This window comes from Micromonospora sp. NPDC047812, assembly GCF_040704175.1.
Taxonomy (GTDB): domain Bacteria; phylum Actinomycetota; class Actinomycetes; order Mycobacteriales; family Micromonosporaceae; genus Micromonospora.
The window spans coordinates 1,125,102-1,149,650 of the sequence record NZ_JBEYRY010000002.1 but is presented as its reverse complement, the minus strand read 5'-3'; the positions used below and the strand labels follow the sequence as shown (position 1 = coordinate 1,149,650).

Annotated in this window: 20 protein-coding genes and 1 pseudogene; 8 read left to right on the top strand and 13 right to left on the bottom strand. The window is 74.9% G+C overall.

The genetic code is table 11. From position 1 onward, the window contains the following. The first annotated feature begins 210 nt into the window (after window positions 1-210). On the top strand, window positions 211-639 hold the full coding sequence (locus AB0883_RS13155) for a DUF3151 domain-containing protein (RefSeq protein ID WP_366641381.1): 429 nt from the start codon (window positions 211-213) through the stop codon (window positions 637-639). Window positions 640-777: 138 nt separating this feature from the next. Here the strand turns inward: AB0883_RS13155 and AB0883_RS13150 are convergent. Together AB0883_RS13150 and AB0883_RS13145 are read right to left on the bottom strand one after the other, a co-directional pair. After that, window positions 778-2,293 (bottom strand): annotated as a pseudogene (locus AB0883_RS13150) (chromosome partitioning protein); the annotation flags it as partial. 1,533 nt (window positions 2,294-3,826) lie between these two features. Next, window positions 3,827-4,936, bottom strand: a complete 1,110-nt coding sequence (locus AB0883_RS13145; RefSeq protein WP_366641380.1) for a hypothetical protein — start codon at window positions 4,934-4,936, stop codon at window positions 3,827-3,829. Between the two features lie 122 nt (window positions 4,937-5,058). On the opposite strand from AB0883_RS13145, the gene AB0883_RS13140 reads away from it, so the two are divergent. The 5 genes from AB0883_RS13140 (at window position 5,059) to AB0883_RS13120 (ending at window position 10,219) form a co-directional block, all read left to right on the top strand. Then, the gene (locus AB0883_RS13140; RefSeq protein WP_366641379.1) at window positions 5,059-6,348 is read left to right on the top strand and encodes an adenylosuccinate synthase; all 1,290 of its coding nucleotides are present in this window, start codon (window positions 5,059-5,061) and stop codon (window positions 6,346-6,348) included. 188 nt (window positions 6,349-6,536) lie between these two features. Beyond that, complete coding sequence (locus tag AB0883_RS13135) at window positions 6,537-7,463, top strand: type IV toxin-antitoxin system AbiEi family antitoxin domain-containing protein (protein ID WP_366641378.1); 927 nt, start codon at window positions 6,537-6,539, stop codon at window positions 7,461-7,463. An 89-nt stretch (window positions 7,464-7,552) separates the two neighbouring features. Beyond that, window positions 7,553-8,800 (top strand): phosphoribosylamine--glycine ligase, encoded by a 1,248-nt coding sequence (gene purD, locus AB0883_RS13130; protein ID WP_366641377.1) that lies wholly within the window; start codon window positions 7,553-7,555, stop codon window positions 8,798-8,800. 59 nt (window positions 8,801-8,859) lie between these two features. Beyond that, on the top strand, window positions 8,860-9,378 hold the full coding sequence (locus AB0883_RS13125; RefSeq protein WP_366641376.1) for a SigE family RNA polymerase sigma factor: 519 nt from the start codon (window positions 8,860-8,862) through the stop codon (window positions 9,376-9,378). Continuing rightward, complete coding sequence (locus AB0883_RS13120; protein ID WP_366641375.1) at window positions 9,371-10,219, top strand: hypothetical protein; 849 nt, start codon at window positions 9,371-9,373, stop codon at window positions 10,217-10,219. The genes AB0883_RS13125 and AB0883_RS13120 overlap by 8 nt, the downstream gene beginning before the upstream one ends. A gap of 9 nt (window positions 10,220-10,228) precedes the next feature. Here the strand turns inward: AB0883_RS13120 and AB0883_RS13115 are convergent, their stop codons facing one another. The 4 genes from AB0883_RS13115 to AB0883_RS13100 form a co-directional block, all read right to left on the bottom strand. After that, window positions 10,229-11,665, bottom strand: coding sequence for an MFS transporter (locus AB0883_RS13115; protein WP_366641374.1), 1,437 nt, complete (start codon window positions 11,663-11,665; stop codon window positions 10,229-10,231). Window positions 11,666-11,720: 55 nt separating this feature from the next. After that, the gene (locus AB0883_RS13110; RefSeq protein ID WP_366641373.1) at window positions 11,721-13,283 is read right to left on the bottom strand and encodes an AMP-binding protein; all 1,563 of its coding nucleotides are present in this window, start codon (window positions 13,281-13,283) and stop codon (window positions 11,721-11,723) included. A gap of 169 nt (window positions 13,284-13,452) precedes the next feature. Then, window positions 13,453-14,667, bottom strand: coding sequence for an acyl-CoA dehydrogenase family protein (locus AB0883_RS13105; RefSeq protein ID WP_366641372.1), 1,215 nt, complete (start codon window positions 14,665-14,667; stop codon window positions 13,453-13,455). A gap of 1 nt (window position 14,668) precedes the next feature. Then, window positions 14,669-15,121, bottom strand: a complete 453-nt coding sequence (locus tag AB0883_RS13100) for an SCP2 sterol-binding domain-containing protein (RefSeq protein WP_089002639.1) — start codon at window positions 15,119-15,121, stop codon at window positions 14,669-14,671. A gap of 67 nt (window positions 15,122-15,188) precedes the next feature. Here AB0883_RS13100 and AB0883_RS13095 point away from each other — a divergent pair, with 67 nt between their 5' ends. Further along, window positions 15,189-15,833, top strand: coding sequence for a TetR/AcrR family transcriptional regulator (locus AB0883_RS13095; protein ID WP_121397247.1), 645 nt, complete (start codon window positions 15,189-15,191; stop codon window positions 15,831-15,833). Between the two features lie 86 nt (window positions 15,834-15,919). Here the strand turns inward: AB0883_RS13095 and AB0883_RS13090 are convergent, their stop codons facing one another. From AB0883_RS13090 to AB0883_RS13060, 7 genes are all read right to left on the bottom strand, one after another. Then, a complete protein-coding gene (locus tag AB0883_RS13090) occupies window positions 15,920-16,519 on the bottom strand; it encodes a DedA family protein (RefSeq protein ID WP_366641371.1) in 600 nt (199 codons plus the stop codon). Between the two features lie 98 nt (window positions 16,520-16,617). Beyond that, window positions 16,618-17,901: an adenylosuccinate synthetase gene (locus AB0883_RS13085; protein ID WP_366641370.1), complete on the bottom strand. Its 1,284-nt coding sequence runs from the start codon at window positions 17,899-17,901 to the stop codon at window positions 16,618-16,620. A gap of 46 nt (window positions 17,902-17,947) precedes the next feature. After that, complete coding sequence (locus AB0883_RS13080) at window positions 17,948-18,907, bottom strand: hypothetical protein (RefSeq protein WP_366641369.1); 960 nt, start codon at window positions 18,905-18,907, stop codon at window positions 17,948-17,950. Between the two features lie 9 nt (window positions 18,908-18,916). Beyond that, window positions 18,917-19,891 (bottom strand): serine/threonine protein kinase, encoded by a 975-nt coding sequence (locus AB0883_RS13075; protein ID WP_366641368.1) that lies wholly within the window; start codon window positions 19,889-19,891, stop codon window positions 18,917-18,919. Continuing rightward, entirely contained in the window at window positions 19,888-20,643 is a 756-nt protein-coding gene (locus tag AB0883_RS13070; protein WP_366641367.1) for an NUDIX domain-containing protein, read from the bottom strand. The genes AB0883_RS13075 and AB0883_RS13070 overlap by 4 nt, the downstream gene beginning before the upstream one ends. Before the next feature lie 115 nt (window positions 20,644-20,758). Beyond that, entirely contained in the window at window positions 20,759-21,583 is an 825-nt protein-coding gene (locus AB0883_RS13065) for a MaoC/PaaZ C-terminal domain-containing protein (RefSeq protein WP_366641729.1), read from the bottom strand. A gap of 245 nt (window positions 21,584-21,828) precedes the next feature. Beyond that, complete coding sequence (locus AB0883_RS13060) at window positions 21,829-23,184, bottom strand: 3-oxoacyl-ACP reductase (protein ID WP_366641366.1); 1,356 nt, start codon at window positions 23,182-23,184, stop codon at window positions 21,829-21,831. A 55-nt stretch (window positions 23,185-23,239) separates the two neighbouring features. Here AB0883_RS13060 and AB0883_RS13055 point away from each other — a divergent pair, with 55 nt between their 5' ends. Next, on the top strand, window positions 23,240-24,532 hold the full coding sequence (locus AB0883_RS13055; protein WP_366641365.1) for an acetyl-CoA C-acetyltransferase: 1,293 nt from the start codon (window positions 23,240-23,242) through the stop codon (window positions 24,530-24,532). Window positions 24,533-24,549: the final 17 nt, after the last annotated feature.

The following is a 24,549-nucleotide window of genomic DNA, read 5'->3' as shown; positions in this document are numbered from 1 at the left end:
CCGGCCTGCGCTGGACCGACGGAAGCCCGGCGGCCGTGACCACCGGGCTTCCGCGGTACCGGGTCCTGGGGAGGCTCCGGACCAATAGTTGTAGTCGAAAGCACCGGCCCGGGGCATGGGCCGCAGGCGTGACCAACTCCTCAGCCGTTCAGCCAGTCGGCTCGCCCAACCCCCTCGCGCGCCCCGGGGCGAAGCGGGTTGAATGGGGCGATGCAGAACCTGTTGCCGGAACCACCGGCCACCCTTCTCCCCGCGCACGACGAGGCCGACGCCGCCCTGGCCGACGCCGAGCAGGCCGGCAGCGACGAGGCGCACGCCGAGGTGGCGGCGCGCTTCCCGACCTACAGCGCCGGCTGGGGTGCGCTGGCCGCGCGGGCTCTCGCCGCCGGCCAGGTCATCCCGGCGTACGCCTACGCGCGCACCGGCTACCACCGGGGCCTGGACCAGCTGCGCCGCAGCGGCTGGAAGGGATTCGGTCCGGTGCCGTGGTCGCACGAGCCGAACCAGGGCTTCCTGCGCTGCCTCTACGTGCTGTCCCGGGCCGCCGACGAGATCGGCGAGTCGGACGAGGCGGCCCGCTGCGCCCAGTTCCTCCGCGACTGCGACCCGGCCGCCGCGGACGCGCTGGCGAGCAACTGACGTCGGGGCCGACGGCCGGCGCGGCTCAGTCCCGCCCCGGCCGTCGGCTCGTCCGGTGCCCGGCGCTCCCGGCACGTCGTCCACCTGGCGACGCGGCCGGGACGCCGGGCGGCGTCACCCGGGCGGACCGGCGGAGCCCTACAACCCCTCCGCGACGGCGGCGGCGATCTTCAGCCAGGCGTCCCGGGTGGCCGCGGAGAGCCCCCCGTACCGGATCGGCTCGCCGGTGTCGATGAGGCGCTCGTACGGCGCGAGCAGCACCGCCCGGGTGCGGGCCGCGAAGTGCTCCTGGATCGCCGGCAGGTCGATCTCCTTGCGGGACGGCGGCATGGAGACCACGGTGACCGCCTGCCGGACCAGCCGCTGCCGGCCGCTCTGCTCCAGGTGGTCCAGCATCCGGGCGGCCGTCTCCGCCGAGTCGTTGCGGGCCGACATGGTGACCACCAACTGGTCGGTGGCGTCCATCGCGGCCTGCCAGTTCTGGGCCCGGACGTTGTTGCCCGTGTCCACGAAGATCAGCTTGTAGAACCGGCTGACCACCTCGCGGATCTCGGCGAACGCGGCGGCGGTGAGCATCTCGCCACCCGTGGCCGACTCGTCCGAGGCGAGGACGTCGAACATCCCCTCACCCTGCGAGCGGACGTACTGCGACAGGTCGCCCACCCGCCCGTGCGCCCCCTGGAACTGGCCCAGGTCCCGCAGCATGTCCCGCACCGTACGGGAGTGGAAGTCCTGCTGGGCGCGCATCCCGAGGGTGCCCTGGGTCTCGTTGTTGTCCCAGGCCAGCACGTAGCCGCCGCGCTTCTGGCCGAACGTCATCGCCAGCAGCAGGATGGCCACCGTCTTGCCGGCGCCGCCCTTCGGGTTCACCACGGTCACCTGGCGCAGCCCGCCGAAGTTGCGGCGTACCGTCTCGATGTCCCGCCGCAGCTCCTGCTCGTGCCGCCCCGGCGGCAGCCGCAGCCCCATCCGGTTGGCCACCGCCCGTACGCCCATCGTGGCCACCGGGTCGGCGGGCCGGACCTGCCGGCGACGGGCGAAGTCCTCGGCCGTCGGGGGGTCGGTGATCGCCGGGTGCCAGTTCGGGTCGGGCTGTGCCGGCGGCACCGCCGTGACCCCCTCCGCCGGCTGGTACGCCTGCTGCGGAGCCGGGGCGTGGCCCCCCGGGGCGGCCTGCTGCCAGGGCGGCGGATGCCACCCGGGCGGGTACGGACCGGGCGGCGTCGGGCCGCCCTGCTGCGGCGGGTACGGCCCCGGCGGCCCGGCCTGTTGCGGGTACGGCCCGGACTGCTGCGGCGGGTAGGGCCCGGGCGGCGCGGACTGCTGCGTCGCCGCCGGGTCGGACCCGACGCCCTGCTGTGACGCCGGGTCGGGTCCGAGGCCCTGCTGCGGCACCGTCGGGTCGACCCCGAGGCCCTGCTGTGACGCAGCCGGGTCGGGTCCGAGGCCCTGCCCCGGCACCGTCGGGTCGACTCCGAAGTCCTGCTGTGACGTCGCCGGCTCGGGCCCGGGGCCCGGCGCGGACCCGAACGGCACGCCCTGCCCCTCCGAATCGTGCGGGAACGGGACGTGGGGCGCACCCGCCTGGGGCGGGCCCTGCCGGAGCGGGCGCTGGTCGGCCGGACCCTGCGGGGGGACGCCCTGGTCGACCGGGCCCGGCTGGGCCGGTTGCTGGTGGTGGTGGAGGGCCGGTCGGAGCGCGGCGCCCTGGTGCGTGGGCGCGGGACCGGTCGCGCCGGACCCCGGTCCGGGCTCGGCGGCCGCCGTGGTGGGTCGCTGCGGCGGCTGCGCCCACGGCGACTCAGCCGGCATCCGCGCCCCGCCGCCGTTGACCGGAGCGCCGCTCGTCGCCACGCCGCCGGCACCCCCGTTCGCGGATCCGCCGGCACCCCCGTTCGCGGATCCGCCGGCACCCCCGTTCGCGGATCCGCCGGCACCCCCGTTCGCGGGGTCGCTGGCACGGCCATTCGTCGGGCCGCCGGCGCTGGCATTCGTCAGTTCGCCGGCACTGCCACCCGACGGTTCGCCGGCACCGCCATTCGTCGCCCCGCCCGAACCGCCATCCGTCGGGCCGGTACTCCCGCTCGTCGGGCCGCCGTTCGCCGGGTCCCCGGTCTCGTCCCCGCCCGTCGTCGGCCTGCCGCCCGTCGGCACGTCGCCGGTCCGGTGCGGGCCGTCGGCCCCGGTGGATCCGCCGGGGCCGGGCGCCGTGTCGTGGGGCGACGGCCGGTCGCCCGGGGAGGCGTCGGCAGCGGCGGCCGGCGAGGCGCTGTCCTGCCGCCCGGCGGGCCCCTGGGCCGGCTCGCCCTGACCGGCGCCGGTCAGGGCGGTGGTCAAGGGGCGCGGGGAGGTCACCGGGACGGGTACGGCCGGCTGGTCGAGGCTGAAGGGCATGTCGAGGTCGACCCGGGCGGGACCGGTCTGCGGAGCCCGGGGAGCGGGTACGCCGCCTCCGGCGGCCACCGACGGACCTCCGCCCATCCCGACTGCCGCGCGGTCGCCGGCAGGGCCGGGGGCGGGCGGGCCGGCCGCGCCAAGGCCCGGGCCCGGGATAGGGCTCTGCGGGACCGTCGGGCCCGGGGGGGCGTTCGACGGGGCCGGTGGGGTCTGCGCGGCGGGTGTCGGCGGCGCCCAGGCCGAGGCGTCCGGCCCCCATCCCGACGCCGGGGCCGATGGAGAACCCGAGGCCCCGACCGCCGGATGGGCAGAGGCCCAGGTCGGCGGGTGGCCCGAGGCCGCGGCGGGCGGAGGCCCCGGGGCCACAGCCGGTTCAGGCCCCGGGACTGCGGCCGGCGGGTGGCCCGGGACTGCGGGCGGTGGGGGCGACCAGCCGGTGTTCGCGCCCTGCGCGGCGGTGGCTCCCGCGCCGGGAAGCGGCACCCCGCCGTTCAGGGACGGATAGTCGGCCGGCGAAGGCGGGTGACCCGGCCGGCCCTGGGGCGGGACGGCGGACGGGGGCGCGGCGGTAGACGCCCAGGGCGGCGTGTCGATGCCGTCGATCTGCTCCGGCGGCCAGAGTGGTTCGATGTCCCGCTCCGGAATCGGCTGCTGGCCGGGCACGTGGACCCGGTCGACGTTCTCGTCCACCACGGTTCCTCCCCATTCCTCCTGCCGAGGATAGGCCCAGTGGCCGCGCCGGGCCGGCCGTCGCGGGCCGGCCGCGTCGGTCGCGTCGGGGACGTCGAGGTCAGCTCGCCCAGACCGCCCAGGCGCCCGGTTCGGTCCACCAGGACCGCTTCCGGCTCAGCTCGCCCTCGGCCCCGTCGTCGAGGAACGGGACCTTCCCCTCGCGGGGCAGCACGGCCACGGCGCGCCCCCGGGCGCGTCGTACCTCCAGCCGCACCCGCTTCCTGCCCAACGCCGAGCGGGTCACCACGGGAACGGCGACCGCCACCTCGACCAGCCCGTCCGTCGGATCCGGGTCGCCGAGCAGGGCCACGTCGTCGAGCCGGGCGTACCCGCCCGCGTTGCCGATCGCACAGGCCAGCAGCGGATCGTCGCCGTTCGAGAGCACGGCGTCGTCCACCTCCACCCGACCGCGCCAGTGCAGCGGGCGGCCGCTGTCGTCGGCGGCGCCGAGGAGCGCGCCGTCCAGGGTCACCGAGCCGCCGTCGTTGCGCAGCAGGTCCAGCCGGCGGGGCCTGCCGTCCAGCACGGCGGCGGCCACCGCCGCCGGGTCGCGGGGCAGCCCGAGCTGCGCCGCCAGGTCACGGTGCGCCGTGCTCCGCGCCGGATCGAGCGGGAGTACGCCGATCGGCGGCAGGTCCGGCACCGTCCGGTTGCCGGGCAGGTCGTCGGGGCGGCGGCTGGGCGGCGGGGCGTACCGCCGGACGAGTCGGCGCACGACGGCGCGCAACTGGGCGTCACTGGCCGAGGCGACCACGAGCCGGGCCTTGGTGTCCGGGTCGGGCCAGGTGAGGCCGTCCGGGCGGGGCGGGCCGTCGAACCGGGCCAGCACCTCGTCGATCTCGGCGTCCGAGCGGGCGGTGACCGTCTCGACCCGGGCGCCGCGGGCGGTGAGCGCGTCCGCGCAGGCCAGCACCGGCACCCGTGGGGTGTCGCAGCGCCCGTCGGCCGTCGCACCGTCGGCGGGGGTGCAGACGTCGGCCGTCGCGCAGGCGTCGGCAGTCGCGCTGTCGGTCGCGCCGGTTCCGTCCTTCGCGCTGTCGGTCGCGCCGGCCCCGTCCTTCGCGCTGGCCCCGTCCTGAGGCGCCGCGCCGCAGCAGCCGCCGCTGCCGCAGGCCCCGCCGGGCGCGTCGCGCTCCGAGCCGAGGGTGAGCAGCACCACGTCGTACACGGAAAGGCCTCCTGCCTCCCGACGCGACCCCTGCCGGCCGCGCCGCCACTACTTGTTAGCCTGACACCCCGGGCTCGCTGACCGGTCGCCACCTGGCACCCGAGCCTTCTGGAGGCGAAGAGATGCCAGCGATCGTGCTCCTCGGTGCCCAGTGGGGCGACGAGGGCAAGGGCAAGGTTACCGACCTGCTGGGTGGGCGGGTCGACTACGTCGTGCGCTACTCCGGCGGCAACAACGCCGGCCACACGGTGATCACGCCGGACGGCCAGAAGTACGCGCTGCACCTGATGCCGTCGGGGGCGCTCTCCCCGAGCGCGATGATCGTCATCGGCAACGGCGTGGTGGTCGACCCGAAGGTGCTGCTGGCCGAGATCGACGGGCTCGCCGAGCGCGGAGTCGACGTAAGCCGCCTGCGGATCTCCGGCGACGCGCACCTGATCATGCCGCACCACCGGGCCCTCGACCGGGTCGTCGAGCGCTACCTCGGCAGCTCCCGCATCGGCACCACCGGCCGGGGCATCGGCCCCGCGTACGGGGACAAGGTCGCCCGCATGGGCATCCGGCTGCAGGACCTGCTCGACCCGGGCATCCTGCGCAAGAAGCTGGAACTGGCGCTGCGCGAGAAGAACCAGCTCCTGTTCAAGATCTACAACCGCAAGGCGATCGACGTCGACGAGACCGTCGAGGAATACCTGCGGTACGCGGAGCGGCTCAAGCCGTACATCGCCGAGACCCGGGTCATGCTCTGGGACGCGCTGGACCGCGGCGAGACGGTCCTGCTGGAGGGCGCCCAGGCCACCATGCTCGACATGGACCACGGCACGTACCCCTTCGTGACCTCGTCGAACCCGACGGCCGGCGGGGCCTGCGTGGGCGCGGGCATCCCGCCGACGGCGATCAGCAAGGTGATCGCGGTCAGCAAGGCGTACACGACGCGGGTCGGTTCCGGGCCGTTCCCGACGGAGCTGTTCGACGACAACGGGCAGCACCTGCGCAAGGTCGGCCACGAGTACGGCACCACCACCGGCCGGGAGCGCCGCTGCGGCTGGTTCGACGCCGTCGTCGCCCGGTACGCCTGCCGCCTGAACGGCGTCACCGACCTGGTGGTCACCAAGCTGGACGTGCTTACGGGCCTGCCGAAGGTGCCGATCTGCGTCGGGTACGAGATCAACGGCGAGCGCTTCGACGACATGCCGATGACCCAGACCGACTTCCACCACGCGACTCCGGTCTACGAGGAGCTCGACGGCTGGTGGGAGGACATCACCAAGGCGAGGACCGAGGACGAGCTCCCGGAGAACGCCCGCCGCTACATCGCCCGCATCGAGGAACTCTGCGGCACCCGCGTCAGCGTCGTAGGCGTGGGCCCGGGCCGCGAAGAAAACGTCCTCCGCCACCCCCTCCTCCCCTAACCCCACCCCGGGGACCCTGCGCGGTGATCAAGAGGTTTGCGTCCTGACCCGGCTCGGATCCGGATGCAAACCTCTTGATCGGACGAGCGCGGCGTCGAGGTTCCACCGGGAGATCGGGTTATCCACAGGGAGAATGGGGCTGTCCACAGGGGCGGTGCGAGGCGCGGACCGATCGTCATCTTGGTGGGGTGAGTGTCGATGTACTCCTCCGCCTCGCTGGTCGCCAGAACGGGGTGGTGACGGCCGCACAGGCCCTGTCCGCCGGCTTCAGTCGGAGCCAGATCCGGCGCCTGTGCCGCTCGGGCCGTTGGATCCGGGTGGCGAGGGGTTGCTTCGTGCCGGCCCCCGAGTTGAGCCCTGCCGCGCTGCGTAGAGCCCGCATCCGGGCTGTTGCCACCAGCCTGGGGCCGGGCGCGGTCGTCGTTCTCGACACCGCAGCCGAGCTGCATCGGATCGCCGGGCTCCGTCCGGCATCCGCCATCCACGTGTCGCTGCCGGCGAACCGGCCACGACCGCAGCGGCTCACCGACCCTGACGTCGTGGTGCACCAGCTCACCATCGATCCGGGCACCGTCGGTGTGGTCGCCGGGATGCCCGTGACCACCCCACTGCGTACGGTCGCCGATGTCATCCTCCGCGTGGACCGTTACTCGGCGGTGTGCGTACTCGACTCCGCGCTGAACCGGCGGGTGGTCACCGAGTCCGACCTGGCCCGGATCCCGGCCCTTCTCGTGGGCCGCAGGGGAGCCGTCGCGGCCCGGCGTCACCTCGCGGAGGCGGACGGGCGGGCGCAGTCCCCGCTGGAGACCCGCACCAGGCTGCGGTGTGTCGACGGTGGCGTGCCGCCCGACGTACTCCAGTTGGAGGTGCGTGACCGGGACGGTTGCCTGCTCGGCATCGGCGACCTCGGCTGGCGAGCGGCGCGGGTGATCGCCGAAGCGGACGGGCAGGCACCCCATCGCACGCCCCAGGCAGTCTTCGAGGACCGTACGCGGCAGAACCGGCTGGTCAACGCCGGCTGGCGGATCCTCCGCTTCACCTGGGCCGACACATTGCGTCCCGACTACATCCCCCACACGGTCAAGGCGGCGCTTCGCTCCAGCCCGGATGGTTGATCAAGAGGTTCTGACCCCTCCCGGGCCGAAAATGGGACGCAAACTTCTTGATCAACGGGGCTTGGGGAGGGGGTCAGTAGGATGCGGGCGTGCGGGTTCTTCTTCTTGGTGGTGGAGGGCGGGAGCATGCGCTCGCGCTCGGGTTGGCTGCGGATCCGGCCGTCGAGCAGTTGGTCGCGGCGCCCGGTAATCCCGGGATCGCCTCGGTCGCCTCGCTGCGGGCGGTGGATGCCTGCGATCCGGCGGCCGTCGCCGCGCTGGCGGTGGAGACCGGGGCCGACCTGGTGGTGATCGGGCCGGAGGCGCCGCTGGTGGCCGGGGTGGCCGACGCCGTACGCGCCAAGGGGATCCCCGCGTTCGGGCCGTCCGCCGAGGCCGCCCGGCTGGAGGGCTCGAAGACGTTCGCCAAGGACGTGATGACCGCCGCCGGCGTACCGACCGCCCGCGCGTACACCTGCACGGACGCGGAGAGCACCGGCAGGGCGCTGGACGAGTTCGGCGCGCCGTACGTGGTGAAGAACGACGGGCTCGCCGCCGGCAAGGGCGTCGTGGTGACCGACGACCGCGCCGCCGCGCTGCGGCACGCCGAGGAGTGCGGTCGGGTCGTCGTCGAGGAGTACCTGGCCGGCCCGGAGGTCTCCCTCTTCGTGGTGACCGACGGCGAGGCGGCGGTGCCGCTGCTGCCGGCGCAGGACTTCAAGCGGGTCGGCGACGGCGACACCGGCCCGAACACCGGCGGCATGGGGGCGTACGCGCCGCTGCCCTGGGCGCCGTCGGGCCTGGTCGACGAGGTCATGCGCGACGTCGTGCACCCGACCCTGGCGGAGATGGCCCGCCGGGGCACCCCGTTCGCGGGCCTGCTCTACGTCGGGCTGGCGATCACCGCCGGGGGCCCTCGGGTGATCGAGTTCAACGCCCGCTTCGGCGACCCGGAGACGCAGGTGGTGCTGGCGCTGCTGGAGACCCCGCTGGCCGGGCTGCTGCACGCCGCCGCGACCGGCACGCTGGCCGGGCACCCGCCGCTGCGCTGGCGCGCCGGTGCCGCCGTCACGGTGGTGGTCGCCGCCGACGGCTACCCGGCCGCCCCGCGCACCGGCGACGTGATCACCGGGGCCGAGGAGCCGGGGATCATCCACGCCGGCACCCGCCGGGACGCCGACGGGTCGCTGCGTTCCGCCGGTGGCCGGGTCGTCTGCGCCACCGCCGCCGGTGCCGACCTGCCCGCCGCCCGGGACGCCGCGTACGCGCTGGTGGCCGGCGTGGAGCTGGCCGGGGCGCACCACCGCACCGACATCGCCTCCGCCGCCGTCGAGGGGCGGATCAGCATTCCCGGCTGACCGGGCAACCTCCCCCCTCCCCGCCTCCGTTTGAGCGGTGAGGCGAGGAGGTGGCGGGATTGCCTGCCGACATCGAGGGCTACCGCGAGTATGTCGGGGCGCGGCTGGAGCCGCTGCGCCGCACGGCGTACCTGCTCTGTGGTGACTGGCACACGGCCGACGACCTGGTGTCGACGGCGCTGGTCAAGCTGCTGCGGCACTGGCGGCGCGTGTCCAGGATGGACAGCCCCGACGCGTACGTCCGGCGTACCCTGCTGCGGGTCTGGCTGGACGAGCGACGGCGGCCGTGGCGGCGCGAGGCCGCCTGGGCCGAGGTCCCCGACGGTGCCGTCCGTTCCGCCACCGACGGCGCCGCCGACCGGCTGACCGTCCTCGCCCTGCTGGCCGAGCTGCCGCCGCGCCGTCGCGCGGTCCTGGTGCTGCGCTACTTCTGCGACCTGTCCGTGGAGGAGACCGCCCGCGAACTCGGCTGCACCGCCGGCACCGTCAAGAGCCAGTCGGCGCGCGCGATCGAGGCGCTGCGGAGCCGCCTCGTGGGCGTGCCGGCCCGAGCCGAGGAGGCACGCACCGATGGATGAACTCGCCCGGCAGCTGCGCACCGCGGTGGCGTCGCCGCCGCCCACCCGGATCGACGTGGACCGGCTGATCGCCGACGACCGGCGGCGCCGCCGCCATCGGGTGTGGGCGACGGCGGGCACCGGGGTCGCCGCCCTGGTCGCCGCGGTCGTGCTGACACCGGCGCTGCTCGTCGGCCCGGCCGCCGGACCGGGTGGGCCCACCCTGCCGACCGGTGACGGCTCGCCGTCCGCCGACGCGGCGCTCTGCCCGGTGGCGGAACCGGAGCCCAGCGGACCGCCGGCGCCCCAGCAGTCGTACGACACGGTGCGCGACCGGCCGACCGAACGCCCCGACGACGGCGTGGCCCGGCTGACTCTCGTGCTGCGTCCCGCGCTGGCGGCCGTCGTGCCGTCGGGGCTGACGGTGCACGGCACGATCCCGGACTGCGACCCGGTGCAGTTCACCTACGAGAAGAGCCACTGGCACTACTACGCCCACGCCCGGCTGCGCGGCATCGGCCGGGCCGACAACGTGACGGTGTCGTTGGGCCCGACGGCCGTCGACGCGTCCGAAGGGTGCGCCGCCGCCCCCGACCCCCGTACCTGCACGAGCAGCCGCCTGCCGGACGGCGGCACCCTCACCACCAGCACGGTCACCCCGGGCGACGAGGGCTTCGAGCAGCGCTGGGCGCAGGTGCGCCGGACGGACGGCACGTCCGTGACGGTGACGACGGACAACCACCACGTCGAGGGCGGGGCGGACGGTGCGACGCCGACGATCCGGTTCGGGCCGCCGCCGGTGCTCACCGTGGCGCAGTTGGCGGCCATCGCCACCACGCCGGGGCTGACGCTCCATCCCTGATGCGGGCCGTCACCCCCGCACGGGCGCGTCCCGGTGCGCGGGGGGCGTCCACAGGTCGTCGACCCGGACGCGCCCCTGTACGCGGGGCGTGTTCCGGTGCGCCGTGGAGGCGTACTGCCCGTTGAGCGGGACGGGCTCCTCCACCCGGTTCGCCGAGCCGCCGGGCGGGGCGGGCGGATAGCGGGGCGGCTCGTCCAGCGCCCGCAGCGACGGCAGCGGCACGGCGGTCAGGGCCGCCACCAGCAGCGCCCCGGCCAGCACCAGGAAGGTGGTACGCAGCCCGAGCCACCCGACCAGCGGCCCGGCGAGCAGGTAGCCCGCCGGGCCGGCGGCGTACGCGAACGAGGTCATCACCCCGACCACACGCCCGCGCAGCCGTTCCGGCGTGCGGGTCTGCATGGCGTAGTTGGACAGCGGGTTGACCGGCCCGTACGCGAGCCCGATCGCGACGGCGAAGCCGATCATGGCCGGGAACGGTGGCAGGGTGGCCAGCCCGACGAGGGCCACGCCGATGACGACGAGGGCGGTCACCATCAGGGTGCGGCGACGGATCCGCCGACCCGCCGCGCCGGAGGCGAGCGCGCCGACGACTCCGCCGGCGCTCATCGCCATCAGGATCGCGCCGAGGCGGGCCGGTTCTCCCTGGCCGACGAACCACGCCGGCAGCAGCACGCCCTCGACCGGCAGGTAGAGCGCGGCCAGCACCATCGAGAGCAGCGCGATGGTCCGCAGCAGCCGGTCCCGCCAGACGAACCGCAGCCCCTCGACGGTGCCGCGCCACAACCCGGAGGGGGGACGTTCGGGGCGGCCGGCCCCGGGCAGCCGGACGGCGGAGATCATCGCGACGGCCAGCGCGAACCCGGTGGCGGTGACCCAGAGGGTCGAGCCGGGGCCGATCGCGGCGATGAGCACGCCGCCGACGCCGGGGCCGATCAGGAAGGCGAGCCCCCAGACCGCCTCGTGGACCCCGTTGGCGCGTTCGATCCGCCAGCCGGCGGCCTGCGCGGCGGCCGGCAGCAGCGTCTCCCGGGCGGTCAGGCCGGCCGGGTCGAACACCGCGCCGAGCACGGCCAGCGCCACGATCCAGCCGAGGTTCAGCCCGAGCAACGCGTCGACGACCGGGATCGCGGCGACCGAGACGGCGGAGAGCGTGTCGGAGACCAGCGCCGTCCGCCGCCGGCCGAGCAGGTCCACGATCGTGCCGGAGACGAGGCCGGACAGCAGCAGCGGCAGGGCGCTGGCCGCCGCGACCACGCCGGCGGCGGTGGGGCTGCCGGTGCGTTCCAGCACCAGCCAGGGCAGGGCCACGTTCGCCACGCCGTTGCCGGTGTTGGAGAGCAGCGTCGCCGCTTCGACCAGCAGCAGCGGTGCCCTCCGTGGTCCCGGTTGGCGGTGACGGGGATGGTGGCGGTGACGGGCACGGCGGCGCGGTCCGGAGCCGATCATGGTGCTGCCAGCCTAGGGGCGGTGGGGCACCCGGGCAGTAACGGCCGGGGAACGGTCAGCCGTAGTAGCGGCGCAGCTCGCGGGCCAGCACCTTGCCCGTGGCGTTGCGGGGCAGGTACTTCACGAAGACCACGTCCCGGGGTACGGAGAACCGGGCCAGGTAGTGCCGGACGTACTCGCGGACCGCCTCCGCGTCGAGCGTCTCGCCGGGGTGCAGGGCGAGGAACGCGGCGAGCCGCTGGCCGTACTCCGGGTCCGGTACGCCGATCACGGCGGCCTCGCGTACCTGCGGGAGCCGGGCGATCAGGTCCTCCACCTCGGCCGGGAAGACGTTCTCCCCGCCCGAGACGATCATGTCGTCGGCCCGGCCGTCGACGAAGAGCAGCCCGTCGGCGTCGAGCCGCCCCAGGTCGCCGGTGTCGAGCAGGCCGTCGTGGTGCTCCCGGGCGGCCCCGGAGGTGTAGCCCTCGAAGAGCATCTCGTTGCCGACGAAGATCCGGCCGACCTGCCCCGCCGGCACCGGCTCGCCGGCCGCGTCGAGGATCTCCAGCCGGGTCCCGTGCGGCGGGCGGCCGGCGGTGGTCGGAGCCGCGCGCAGGTCGGCGGGGCCGGCAATGGACGCCCAGGAGACCTCGGTGGAGCCGTAGAGGTTGTGCAGCACGTCGCCGTAGACGTCCATGAATCGCAGGGCGAGGCCGCCCGGCAGCGCGGAGCCGCTGACCGCGACCACCTTCAGCGGGGGGCGGGGGTCCGGCGGCGGCACCTCCAGCAGCCGTTGCAGCATCACCGGCACGGCGAAGAGCGCGTCGCAGCGCTGCGCCACCAGGGCGGCCAGCGTGGCGGCCGGGTCGAAACGGCGGTGCAGCACGATCGTGGCCCGCAGGGCGAAGCAGACCTGGAGGGCGGCGTATCCCCAGGTGTGGAAGAGCGGCGCGGCGATCATGACGGTGTCCCGGGCGTGCAGCGGGATCCGGTCGATGATGGAGACCAGCGGGCCGAAGCCGTTCGGCGTGGGGCGCCGGGCACCCTTGGGGGCGCCGGTGGTGCCGGAGGTGAGCACGATGATCCGGCCGTCGCGCTCGGGGGGACGCAGCTCGCCGGGGACCGCGCCGGTGCCGAGCGCCTCCCGGGCGCGCTCGTCGAGCCGCTGCACCTCGGCGGGGAGGTTGGCGACCCGGTCGGCGAACTCGGCGTCGTGCACCAGCACCCGCAGCCGCTGCTCCTGCGCCACGGTGGCGAGCTGCCCGGCGGAGAGCCCGGTGTTGACCAGCACCGCGTCCGCGCCGAGCAGGGTGGCGGCCACGATCGTCTCGACCAGGCCGTGGTGGTTGCGGCAGAGCACGCCGACCCGGTCCCCGGCCCGCACCCCGAGCGCCGTCCGCATCCCCCGGGCCAGCCGCTCGGCCCGGTCGAGCAGTTCGGCGTACGTCAGGCCGGTGCCCTGCTCGTCGACGACGGCCGTCCGGTCGGGGTCGCGGGCGGCGGCCTGGCGCAGCTCGCCGGCGATGTTCCAGCCCCACCTGCGCAGCGCCCGGAGCTGGGAGGCGACGCGGATCGGTCGGCCGGGGGCGAGCAGCCCGCGTCGGGTCAGGGTGGCGACGACGAACGGCAGATCCATGACGCAACCTCCTCAGGCGGTGCGCGTGGGGCCCGGGGCAGGGGCCCCACGCGGCGATCGGGAGATCAGGTGCGCGGTGGTACGGGTGCGGCGGACGCCGGCACACTTGCGGCACGGCGGCCGCGCGGCGCACCGGTGAGGTGGTGCCGTGGCTCGGTGCTGCGGCCGGTCAGCGGATCTGGACGCCGGAGATGGCCCGGGAGATGACCAGCCGCTGGATCTCGGAGGTGCCCTCGAAGATGGTGTAGATCTTGGCGTCCCGGTACCAGCGCTCGACCGGGTGGTCCCGCAGGAAGCCGGCCCCGCCGAGCAGTTGCACGGCCTTGTCGGTGACGGAGACGGCCACCTCGCCGGCCTTCAGCTTGGACATCGAGCCCTCGCCGGCCGTGAAGGGCCGGTTGTTGCGGCCCATCCAGGAGGCGCGCCAGACCAGCAGCCGGGCCGCGTCGATCTCCATCTTCATGTCGGCGAGCGCGAACGCGACCGCCTGGTTCTCGATGATCGGGCGGCCGAACTGGACCCGCTCCTTCGCGTAGTCCAGGGCGTACTCGTAGGCGGCCCGGGCCACGCCCAGCGCCTGCGCGCCGACGGTGGGCCGGGAGAGTTCGAACGTACGCATCGCGGCCTGGCCCGAGGCGCGCTTGCCGGAACGGGCCCGGTCGAGCCGTTCGAGCAGGGCGTCCCGGCCGCCGAGCAGGCAGCGCCCCGGCACGCGTACGTCGTCGAGGAAGACGTCGGCGGTGTGCGACGCGCGCAGGCCAAGCTTGCGCAGCTTGCGGGTCGCGGTCAGGCCGGCGGTGCCCGGCGGTACGACGAACGCGGCCTGCCCGCGGGAGCCGAGCGACGGGTCGACCGAGGCGGTGACCACGTGCACCCCGGCGATCCCGCCGTTGGTGGCGTACGCCTTCTGCCCGCTGAGCACCCACTCGTCGGCTGCCTCGTCGTAGACGGCCCGGGTGCGCATCGCGCCGACGTCGGAGCCGGCCTCGGGCTCGGTGGTGCAGAACGCGGCGACGGCCGGCTCGTCGACGGTGCCGAAGCACTGCGGCACCCATTCGACCATCTGGTCGGGGGTGCCGGCGCCGTAGATCGCGGCCACCGCGAGGGAGGTGCCGAAGATGCCCAGCCCGATGCCGGCGTCACCCCAGAAGAGTTCCTCGCTGGCGATCGGGAGGGAGAGGCCGGTGGGGTCGGCCCAGCAGGTGGCGAGGAACTCGAAGCCGTACAGGCCGACCTTCGCCGCCTCCTGGATGATCGGCCAGGGGGTCTCCTCCCGGGCGTCCCACTCGGCCGCGGCCGGGCGCACGACCTCGGCGGCGAAGCCGTGCACCCAGTCGCGCAGATCCCGCTGTTCCTCGTTCAGGTCGAGCGAGAACTCGGCCATGTCAGGCCTTGGGGATGTCGAACAGGTTGGCGATGTTGGCGGCCAGGCCCAGGTCGCCCTTGGCCTTCAGCTTGCCGGTCATGAACATCATGACGGGGTTCGCGCCACCGGAGACGATCTTCAGGAACTCGACCGGGCCCATCGTGAGGCTGAGCTTCGGGTCGTGCTGCGGGGTCTCGTTGACGGTGCAGGCGCCGTCGGCGATGACCACCTCGTAGGTGTCGGTGCCGCCGTCGGGACGGCCGGTGATGTTCCAGTGGATGACCGCGTTGGTCGAGCCGGCCCGGTCGGCGCGGAAGAGCTGCGGCATCCGGCCGAAGACCTCGCCGAGGATCTTGCCACGCAGGTCGCCGGACATCACCTCGGCGATCTTGTCGTCCGGGGTGGACTTGACCAGCTGGGCGAACTCCTTGGGGCCGACGTTCGCGAAGTTGGCCGGGTCGAAGTCAGTCATGGGGCTGCACCTTCCGGGTATTGGCTACTCGCGCGTAACCTTACGGGCGAGTAGGTATGCTCGCAAGGTGTCCACCCCACCCACCTTCAAGCGCCTCCCCCGCGCCGTACGCGAGCAGCAGATGCTCGACGCGGCCGTGAAAGTGTTCTCACGCAGGGGTTTCCACGCCGCCAGCATGGACGAGATCGCCGAGGACGCCGGCATCTCCAAGCCCATGGTCTACGCGTACCTCGGCACGAAGGAAGAACTCTTCGTCGCCTGCCTGCACCGGGAAGGCACCCGGATGATGCAGGCCATCGCCGGGGCGGCCGCCCCCGAACTGCCGGCCGACGAGCGGCTCTGGCGCGGGCTGCGCGCCTTCTTCGGCTTCGTCGGGGCGCACCGCGACGGATGGGCGGTGCTCTACCGGCAGGCCCGGGGCGAGCAGCCCTTCGCCGGCGAGCTGGCCGGCATGCGCGCCCGGCTGGTCGAGGTGGTCGCCGGGATGCTCGACCACGCGCTGCGCGCCGAGGGTCGCGAGGTGGGCGAGACCGACCTGGAGGTCGTCGCGTACGCCCTGGTGGGGGCGACCGAGTCGCTGGCGGACTGGCTCGCCGACCACCCGGAGGCCGACCCGGAGAAGACCGCCACCCGGATGATGAACGTCGCCTGGCTGGGCGCGGGTCAACTCCTCCACGGCGTCACCTGGCACCCACGGGCCACCCCCTCCTGACCCCGCTCGCCCGCCGGCGGCGGGCATCCGCGCGGCAGCAGTCGTCGCGCGGTCCGGCGGCGGTGTGGCGCGTCCCGTCGCGCGGTTCAGCGGCGCCTGCGGTGGCGTAGCCAGCGGAACGACTCCAGCAGGAGGGTGACCGCCAGTGAGAGGCCCACGCCGGCGAGGATGCCCTTGACGGGATCGCGTTCGAAGGCCAGCCCGCCGAAGTGGCCGAGCAGGGCGCAGTAGAGCGCCCAGCTCACCGCCGCGACGGCGTCGAAGAGCAGGAACGACCGGAGCGGGTAGCGGACCGCGCCCATGGTGAGGGTCACCGCCGTGCGGCCACCGGGGACGTACCGGGCGGTGGTCAGGATCAGCCCGCCGCGCCGGTGCACCGCCCGCCGGGCCCACTCGGAGCCGGCCCGGCGCCGGCTGTCCGCCGGGAAGCGGGCGAGCCGGTTCGCGCCGCCGCCGCGACCGATGGCGTACGAGACGTGGTCGCCGGCGAAGGCTCCCAGCGCGGCGGCGACGATCACCCACGCCAGGTCGGGGTCGCCGCCGGTGGCGAGCACGGCGGCGGTGATCACGGCCGCCTCGCCGGGCACGGCGGGGAAGAACGCGTCGACCGCGGTGAGCCCGAAGATCAGCAGGTACACCCACGGTGAGGCGACCAGCTGCCGGAGCAGGTCGAGCACGGACTCCATGCCTCCCATGCTCGCCGGGCGCGCACCGCCCGGTGGCCGAGTCGCCGGATCACCCGCGTCGCCGGATCACCCGCGTCGGCCGCCGGCGGGGCCCGGCGTCACGCCGACGCCCCGGCCGGCGTTCCGACCAGCGGGAGGGGTCGCGGGGCGAGGAGCGGGCCGTGCGGGACCTTGTCGTCGGCGGTGGGGCCGTGCGAGGTGAGCACCACCGGCGCGCCGAGTTCCCGGGCCACCGCCGAAGGCCAGTCGACGGGCGGGTCGTCGTACACGGGTCGGGAGCGCAGCAGGCGGGCGGTGAGCGCGGCCTGCCGGTCCAGGTCGCCCGGCGGGCCCGGGGTGAGCCGGTCGGTGGTGTCGTAGCGGCGGCAGAGCCGCAGCCCGGGGCCGGCGAGGTCGACGTGGGTGAGCGCCAGGCCGTCGACCCCGCCGGCGGCGGCGAGGGCGTACCGGTGGGCGACCGCGTCGAAGTGGCCGAACCGGAACCGCCCCTGCCACGGGTTGGTCGGGTTGTGCGGGTCGGCCAGCGGCAGGGCCGGGTCCTCGGTCACCAGCGGCCCGGGCCCGTGCCGGGTGGTGACCACCCGGAGCACCCCGATCCGGGTGGCGCCGCCGGGCTGGCCCGCCTCGGCGAGCAGGCTGTCGGCGTTGGCGAAGGTGGTGGTGCTCCACGTGGTGTACGGGTGGAAGCCGTGCCACTCGTCGAGCAGCACCCCCTGCGCGCCCTCGAAGACGCAGGTGCCGGCGCGCAGCGCCCCGGCCAGCCAGCTCCGGTCGACGATCGCGACCCGCCCGGCGAAGCCGGTGAACGCGGGCAGGCAGTCCTCGACCGGCGGCGCGTCCAGCGGGCCCAGCTCGGCGGTCAGCCGGTCCCGCAGGGCGGCCAGCCGGCGGCGCAGCAGCCCCGGGTCGCCGCAGTCGGCGACCCGGGGCGCCTCGTCGGGATGGGCGAGACCGTACGCGACGGCCTCGCCCACCCCGAGCCCGCAAGAACCGTGCCGGTCGGCTCCCCGGGCGATCTCGCGGGCCCGGTTCGCGGCCCGGTGGTACGGGGTGGCGAGCAGCGCCTCCCCGTCCACGGTCAGCCGGTCGAGCGCGTCGGCCACCCCGACCGAGGCGAGGTGGTCGGCCTCGGCGGCCAGCGCCAGCGGGTCCACCACCACGTGCCGCGACAGGTGCGTACGGACGCCGGGGTGGAACGTGCCGGCGCCGAACTGCGCGAACGTGTGGTGCCGCCCGTCGCGCAGCACGACGTTGTGCGCCGCCTGTGCGCCCCCGTTGAAGCGGACCACCGTGTGCACGGGCCGGGTGGCGCAGAGCCAGTCCACGACCGTGCCCTTGCCGGCGTCGCCGTAGCCGAGGTCGACCACCGCCACGTGTCTCATCGCCGGGTCACCTTTCCGTAGCCGAGGTCGACCACCGTCACGGCTCTCACAGCCGGGTCACCTCGCCGCCGGTGTCGCGGAACGCGGGCAGCGTCGACACCTCGGCGCGCCGCCCCCCGCGCAGGCGGGCCAGCGCCTTGGACACGGTGCCGGTGGCGCCCGAGCCGGCCCGGTCGAGGTCGCGCAGGCCCTCGTCCAGGTCGATGGCCTGCTCGCCGAGCCCGACGGTGAGCGCGATCGTCTCGCAGACCGCGTCGAGGTCGTCCAGCACGACGGTGTTCTGCCCGAGCAGGTCCCGCCAGAAGTCGAGCACCTTGGCGTTGCCGGAGTAGTGGCTGCCGGCGGGGAGCAGGTAGTAGGTGTCCCAGCGGCGGGTCAGCTCGTCGACGACCTGCCGCAGCGGCACGTCCTCGCGCACGTCGTCGCCGATGACGCGCTTCACCTCCCGGGCCTTGACCTTCGGGTACGCCAGCTCGTCGCCGATGATGAACAGGTAGCCGCGCCGGCCGCGCTTCTCCCAGGAGTCGGTGACGGTGTGCCGGGCCATGAAGTACATGGCCAGCTCGTACGACTCGCTCATCTGTCCGCCGCCGCCGCCCTCCAGCACGATGCGGCCGAGGTCGTCGTCCATCCGGTTGTCCGACTCGAACTGGCCGACCTGCAACGGCACCCGGTCGCAGGTGGCGTCGCCGATCGCGCCGAACATGATCTGCGGGTCGCTGGCGTAGCCCTGCCGTTGCAGCAGCCCGAGCAGCTGCGGCAGCTTGGTCTGCAGGACGCGCGGCACGTTGCGCATCGAGCCGGTGACGTCGAAGAGCACCGCGATGGGTGTCGACCGGGGGTGCTCGTCGGAGTCGCGGCTCTCGCGCATCGCGTCGCGGGGGTCGAGGGCGGGGTGCACGGTCCGCGCCCCGCTGTCGCTGTAGGAGAACGCGCTCTTGCCGGTGGTCCGGCGGTAGCGGTCGGCGGCGTCGTACACGTCGGTGGACCACATTCCACTGCCCATGACAGCTCCTTACGGGTTGAGGGTGAAGGGTCGGAAGGTGCGCGGCCCGTAGAGCCGCTCCAGCACCTCGTCCAGTTCGCGCAGCAGGCGCCAGGCGTCGTCGGGCCGGGCGTCCAGGGACCGCTGGCGGCAGCCCCGCGCGAAGTCGTGCAGCTCGCGGGGCGCGCGCGGCCCCATCAGCCAGCTCATGCAGACGCTGGCCATCGCGATGTCGGTGCCCGGGCCGCAGGGCTTCTTCCGGGGGATCTCGTCCGGGTACCAGTTCGCGTCGTAGCCGGGCACCAGCGCGGGGACCGTGCTGCCGACGGGGGCGGAGAAGCACCAGTCGACCAGCACCACGCCGTGCCCGTCCGGCTCGATCAGCACGTGCGGCGGCAGGACCGCGCCGTGCACGATGCCCGCCCCGTGGGCCAGGCCGAGCGCCACCAGCAGCCGCCGCCACATCCAGGCCACGTCGCGGGCGTCCAACCCGTCCGGGTACGCGCGCCGGACCTCTTCGAGGTCGTGCAGGTTGGGTGCGGTGGCGAGCACGTTGATCCGCCGTTCGGCGCCGGTCGCGGCGTCCCGGTGCGGGAAGTCCTCGACCAGCCGGGGCACGTACGGCAGGTAGCGCGGGTCGCCGCGCTCGGCGATGGTGCGCAGGGCGTGCGCCTCGCGGGCCATCAGGTCGTTGTCGGCGGGCCGTCGGGGCAGCTTGAGCAGCCGGTCGGCCCCGACGTCGTAAAGGTCGGCCAGGTCGCCCGAGTAGACCGGCGTGCCGAGTCGGTAGTCGCCGAGGACGGTGACCTGCCGGGCCCGCCAGCGGGTGGTGACCTGGATGAACGCGTCGGTGGCCTTGGCGCGTACCGCCGGGTCGGATGGCAGGCGGTCGGGGTGCAGGGCCGCGACTAGCTCGCGGTAGCGCCGGGCCGGCTGGTCCGTGCCGAACAGGTCGGCGTCGGTGCGGGCCGCCGCGACCAGGCGGACGGCGTCGGCGGTCCTCATCGGACCGCCTCCTCCCGGGCGGGGCGCAGCAGCGCCGGGTGCAGCAGCCGGGCGTCGCCGGCCCGGTAGAGCCGGGCGCGGGGGCCGCCCCGGGCGCCGCCGCGCTCGGTGCTGGTGCCGGTGCTCTCCACGAAGCCCGGCACGGAGAGCACCTTGCGGTGGAAGTTGCCGGCGTGCAGCGGGTGGCCCCAGACCGTCTCGTAGACGGCGCGTAGCTCGCTGATCGTGAACTCGCCGGCGAGGAAGCGCGTGGCGAGCGGGGTGTATTCCAGCTTGGACCGGGCCCGCTCCAGCGCGTCGTCGATGATCCGGCCGTGGTCGAAGGCGAGCTGCCGGCTGCTCAGCGCGGTCACCGGCAGCCAGATCGCCTCGTCGGCGTCGGTGCCGGCGGCCGGGTCGGGCAGGTCGGGGGCGAACGCGAGGTGGGCGACCGACACGACGCGCATGCGCGGGTCGCGCTCGGGGGCGCCGTAGCTGCCCAACTGCTCCAGGTGTACGCGGCGCAGCCCCTCGCCGCCGAGCCCGGTCTCCTCGGCCAGCTCCCGTCGGGCGCCGGCGGTGAGGTCCTCGTCGGGGTGGACGAAGCCGCCGGGCAGCGCCCAGTGCCCCTCGAAGGGGGGCTGGCCGCGCCGGATCAGCAGCAGGTGCAGCGCGCCGTCGCGGATGGTCAGCGCCACCACGTCGACGGTCACGGCGACCGCCGGATAGGCCCCGGGGTCGTACCCGGCCAGGAAGTCCTGCTCGTCAACCATGTCTCTCTCATTCTGAGAACATCTCGCTGTGAGAACAACCTAGCGCACGAAAACGCCCCTGCCAAGCCCGGGATCCGGATCCGGCAGGGGCGTGCCCGACTTCGGCCGGGGCGCCTCAGCGCACGAGGCCCGCCAGGTGCGGTCGACCGCGCGAGTCGTGCAGGCCGAACCCGCCCTCCGGCAGCAGGCCGAAGCTCATCGTGCTCGGCAGCGGCACCGGCAACTTGAAGGCCACCTCGACCGTGTAGGCGTCCGGCAGCCGGTTCTCCAGCGCGGCCAGGCAGCGGGCCTTGCTCCACATCCCGTGCGCGATCGGCCGGGGGAAACCGAACAGCCGGGCGCCGAGGCGGGAGGTGTGGATCGGGTTGTGGTCGCCGGAGACCCGCGCGTAGTCCGTACCGACGCGGGGCCCGACCCGCCAGCGGGCCGAACCGGCCGGCGTGGTGGGCCGCCCGGCCTGGTCGCGCCGCCCGCCGCCGCCCCGCCTGCCATCCCTGCCGAGGTACGTCGAGACGCCCCGCCAGACCTCCGTCCCGTCGACCGAGCCGACCAGCACCACGTCGACCTGCCGCCCCCGGTCGTGCGGGCGCAGGTTCTCGGCGTACGCGCGGAAGTCGAGGGTCTCGTCGGCGGCGACCGGGCGGTGCACGGTGATCCGGTTGCCCACGTGCACCACGCCCGTCAGCGGGATGGGGAACTCCGGCGCGGTCATCAGCCGCAGGGCCAACGGAAAGCCCATGACGTGCGGGAACGTGGCGGGCAGCCGGTCGGTGAGCCGGAACCCGCAGACCCGGTCGTAGTCGGCGAGGTGCGTCCGGTCGACGGTGGTCCCGCCGACGGCCAGCTCGACCGCCGGGACGCCCGCCGAGCGCCGCCCACCGCCGAGGCCGGGCAGCGCGCCGAGCAGCGCCCGCCGGTAGAGCGCCCCGGCCGCCGGCATCCGGGACAGCTCGACGCGCTCCCGGGCACCCGTCCCGGCCGTACCCCGGCCCGAGAGGTCCTGCGTCGCCTCGGCGGCGGAGGCGGAGAGGTCATGCGTCTGTTCCAGGCTCAGGTCGTGGCCGGACGCCTCCGGCCCGCGGACCGCGGCCAGGGTGTCCTCCGACAGGATCTCGGTCGGGCCGTCGATCAGCTCGTGCACCGACAGGTCGTCCGGGTCCGGAGCCGGTTGTCCTCGCCTCGCCATCACGCCCCCAGCAGGCTCTGGCCGCAGACCCGGACGACGTTGCCGCTGACCGCCCCGGAGGCCGGCCAGGCCAGCCAGCCGATGGTCTCGGCGACGTCCACCGGCAGCCCGCCCTGGGACATGCTGTTCATCCGCCGGCCCGCCTCGCGCAGCACCACCGGGATGCGCGCGGTCAGCCGGGTCTCGATGAACCCGGGGGCGACCGCGTTGACGCTGATCTGCCGTTCGCGCAGCGCCGGGGCGAGCGACTCCACCAGCCCGATCACGCCCGCCTTGCTGGTGGCGTAGTTGGTCTGGCCCCGGTTGCCGGCGATGCCGGCGATCGAGGAGACCGAGACGATCCGGCCGCCGGCCGGGATCAGCTCCCGCTCCAGCAGCACGTCGTTGATCCGCTCCTGGCTGGAGAGGTTGACGTCGAGCACCGAGTCCCACCGGTCGGCGTCCATCCGGCCGAGGGTCTTGTCGCGGGTGATGCCGGCGTTGTGCACGACCACGTCGACCCGGCCGTGCCGGTCGGCCAGGTGCGCGGCGAGCCGGGCCGGGGCGTCGGGGGCGGTCAGGTCGAGCTGGACGGCCGTGCCGCCGATCTCGTTGGCGACCGCCGCCAGTTCGTCCCCGGCCGCCGGGATGTCCAGCGCGACCACCCGGGCGCCGTCGCGGGCCAGCACCCGGGCCAGCGCCGCGCCGATGCCCCGGGCCGCCCCGGTGACCAGGACGACCTGCCCGTCCAGCGGGCGGTCCCAGTCGGCCGGCGCCTCGGCCGTGCCGGCGCCGACCCGGACCACCTGCCCCGAGACGTACGCGGACCGGCCGGAGAGCAGGAACCGCAGGGTCGCCTCCACGCCGGTCCAGGTGCCGGCGTCCGGGTCCTTCGTCACGTACACGAGCTGGGCGGTGACGCCCCGGCCGAACTCCTTGCCGATGCTGCGGGTCAGCCCCTCCAGGGCCCGCTGGGCGGTCGCCTCCCGGGGCGAGGCGCACTCGGCGGGCGGGGTGCCGAGCACGACGACCCGGCCGCTGGGCAGCACCGACCGGGCGTGCGGGTGGAAGAAGTCGTACAGCTGGCGCAGCTCGGCGGAGTCGGTGATGCCGGTGGCGTCGTACACCAGGGCGGCGAAGCGCCCGGCGGACTCCACGGTGCCGGGATCGCGCAGCTCGACCCCGGCGGCGGTCAGGAGCTTGCCGGCCTGCTCGGCGAGCCGGCCGCCGGTCGCGGCGCCCAGCAGGACGGGGCCGGGCACGATGGGGTCGCCGGGCGTGTGCCGGCGCAGTCGCGGCGGGTCGGGCAGCCCGAGGCGCTTGACCAGCGCACGACCGGCCCCCGATCGGACGAAGCTCGCGTACCTGTCGGTCATAGGCGTAGCCTACTGGCGAGTAGGTTGAGGGCAAGTCTTTCGAGGAGGCGGGATCGTGCAGAGCATCCGGCGGGTCGCGGTCATCGGCGGCAACCGCATCCCCTTCGCGCGGTCCAACTCGCGGTACGCCAGCGCGTCGAACGCCGACATGCTGGGCGCCGCGCTGGACGGGCTCGTCGCCCGGTTCGGCCTGGCCGGCCAGCGGGTCGGCGAGGTGGTGGCCGGCGCGGTGCTCAAGCACGCGAAGGACTTCAACCTGACCCGCGAGGTCGTGCTCGGCTCGAAGCTCGACCCGCACACCCCCGCGTACGACATCCAGCAGGCCTGCGGGACCGGGCTGGAGGCGGCCATCCTGGTCGCCAACAAGATCGCCCTCGGGCAGATCGACGTCGGCATCGCCGGCGGCGTGGACACCACCTCCGACGCGCCGCTCGCGGTCAACGAGGAGATGCGCCGCACGCTGCTCCGGCTCAACAGCGCCCGCACCCTCGGCGAGCGGCTGAAGATCGCCGCGAAGCTGCGCCCCACCCAGCCGTTCAGGCCGGAGATCCCGCGCAACGCGGAGCCGCGCACCGGGCTGTCGATGGGGGAGCACGCCGCCCGCACGGCGCTGCGCTGGCAGATCGACCGGCAGGCCCAGGACGAACTGGCGCTGCGTTCGCACCAGCGGCTCGCCGCCGCGTACGACCGGGGGTTCTTCGACGACCTGCTGACCCCATACCTCGGGCTCACCAGGGACCAGAACCTGCGCCCCGACACCAGCCTGGAGCGGCTCGGCGCGCTGAAGCCGGTCTTCGGCGCGAAGGGGCCCGACGCCGAGGCGGCGACCATGACGCCCGGCAACTCGTCGCCGCTGACCGACGGCGCCTCGACGGTGCTGCTGGCCAGCGAGGAGTGGGCCCGCGCGCACAGCCTGCCCGTGCTGGCGTGGTTCTCCTGGTCGGAGACCGCCGCCGTCGACTTCGTGCACGGCGACGAGGGGCTGCTGATGGCCCCCGCGTACGCGGTGCCCCGGATGCTGTCCCGGGCCGGGCTGACCCTTCAGGACTTCGACTTCTACGAGATCCACGAGGCGTTCGCCTCGCAGGTGCTGGCCACCCTCGCCGCCTGGGAGTCCCCGGAGTTCTGCAAGGACCGGCTGGGGCTGGACGCCCCGCTCGGCGCGATCGACCGGGAGAAGCTCAACGTCAACGGCTCGTCGCTGGCCGCCGGGCACCCGTTCGCGGCCACCGGCGGCCGGATCGTGGCGACCCTGGCGAAGCTGCTGGCGGAGAAGGGCGGCGGCCGGGGCCTGATCTCCATCTGCGCCGCCGGCGGCCAGGGCGTGACCGCCATCCTGGAGCGCTGACCCGCAAACGTCGAGCC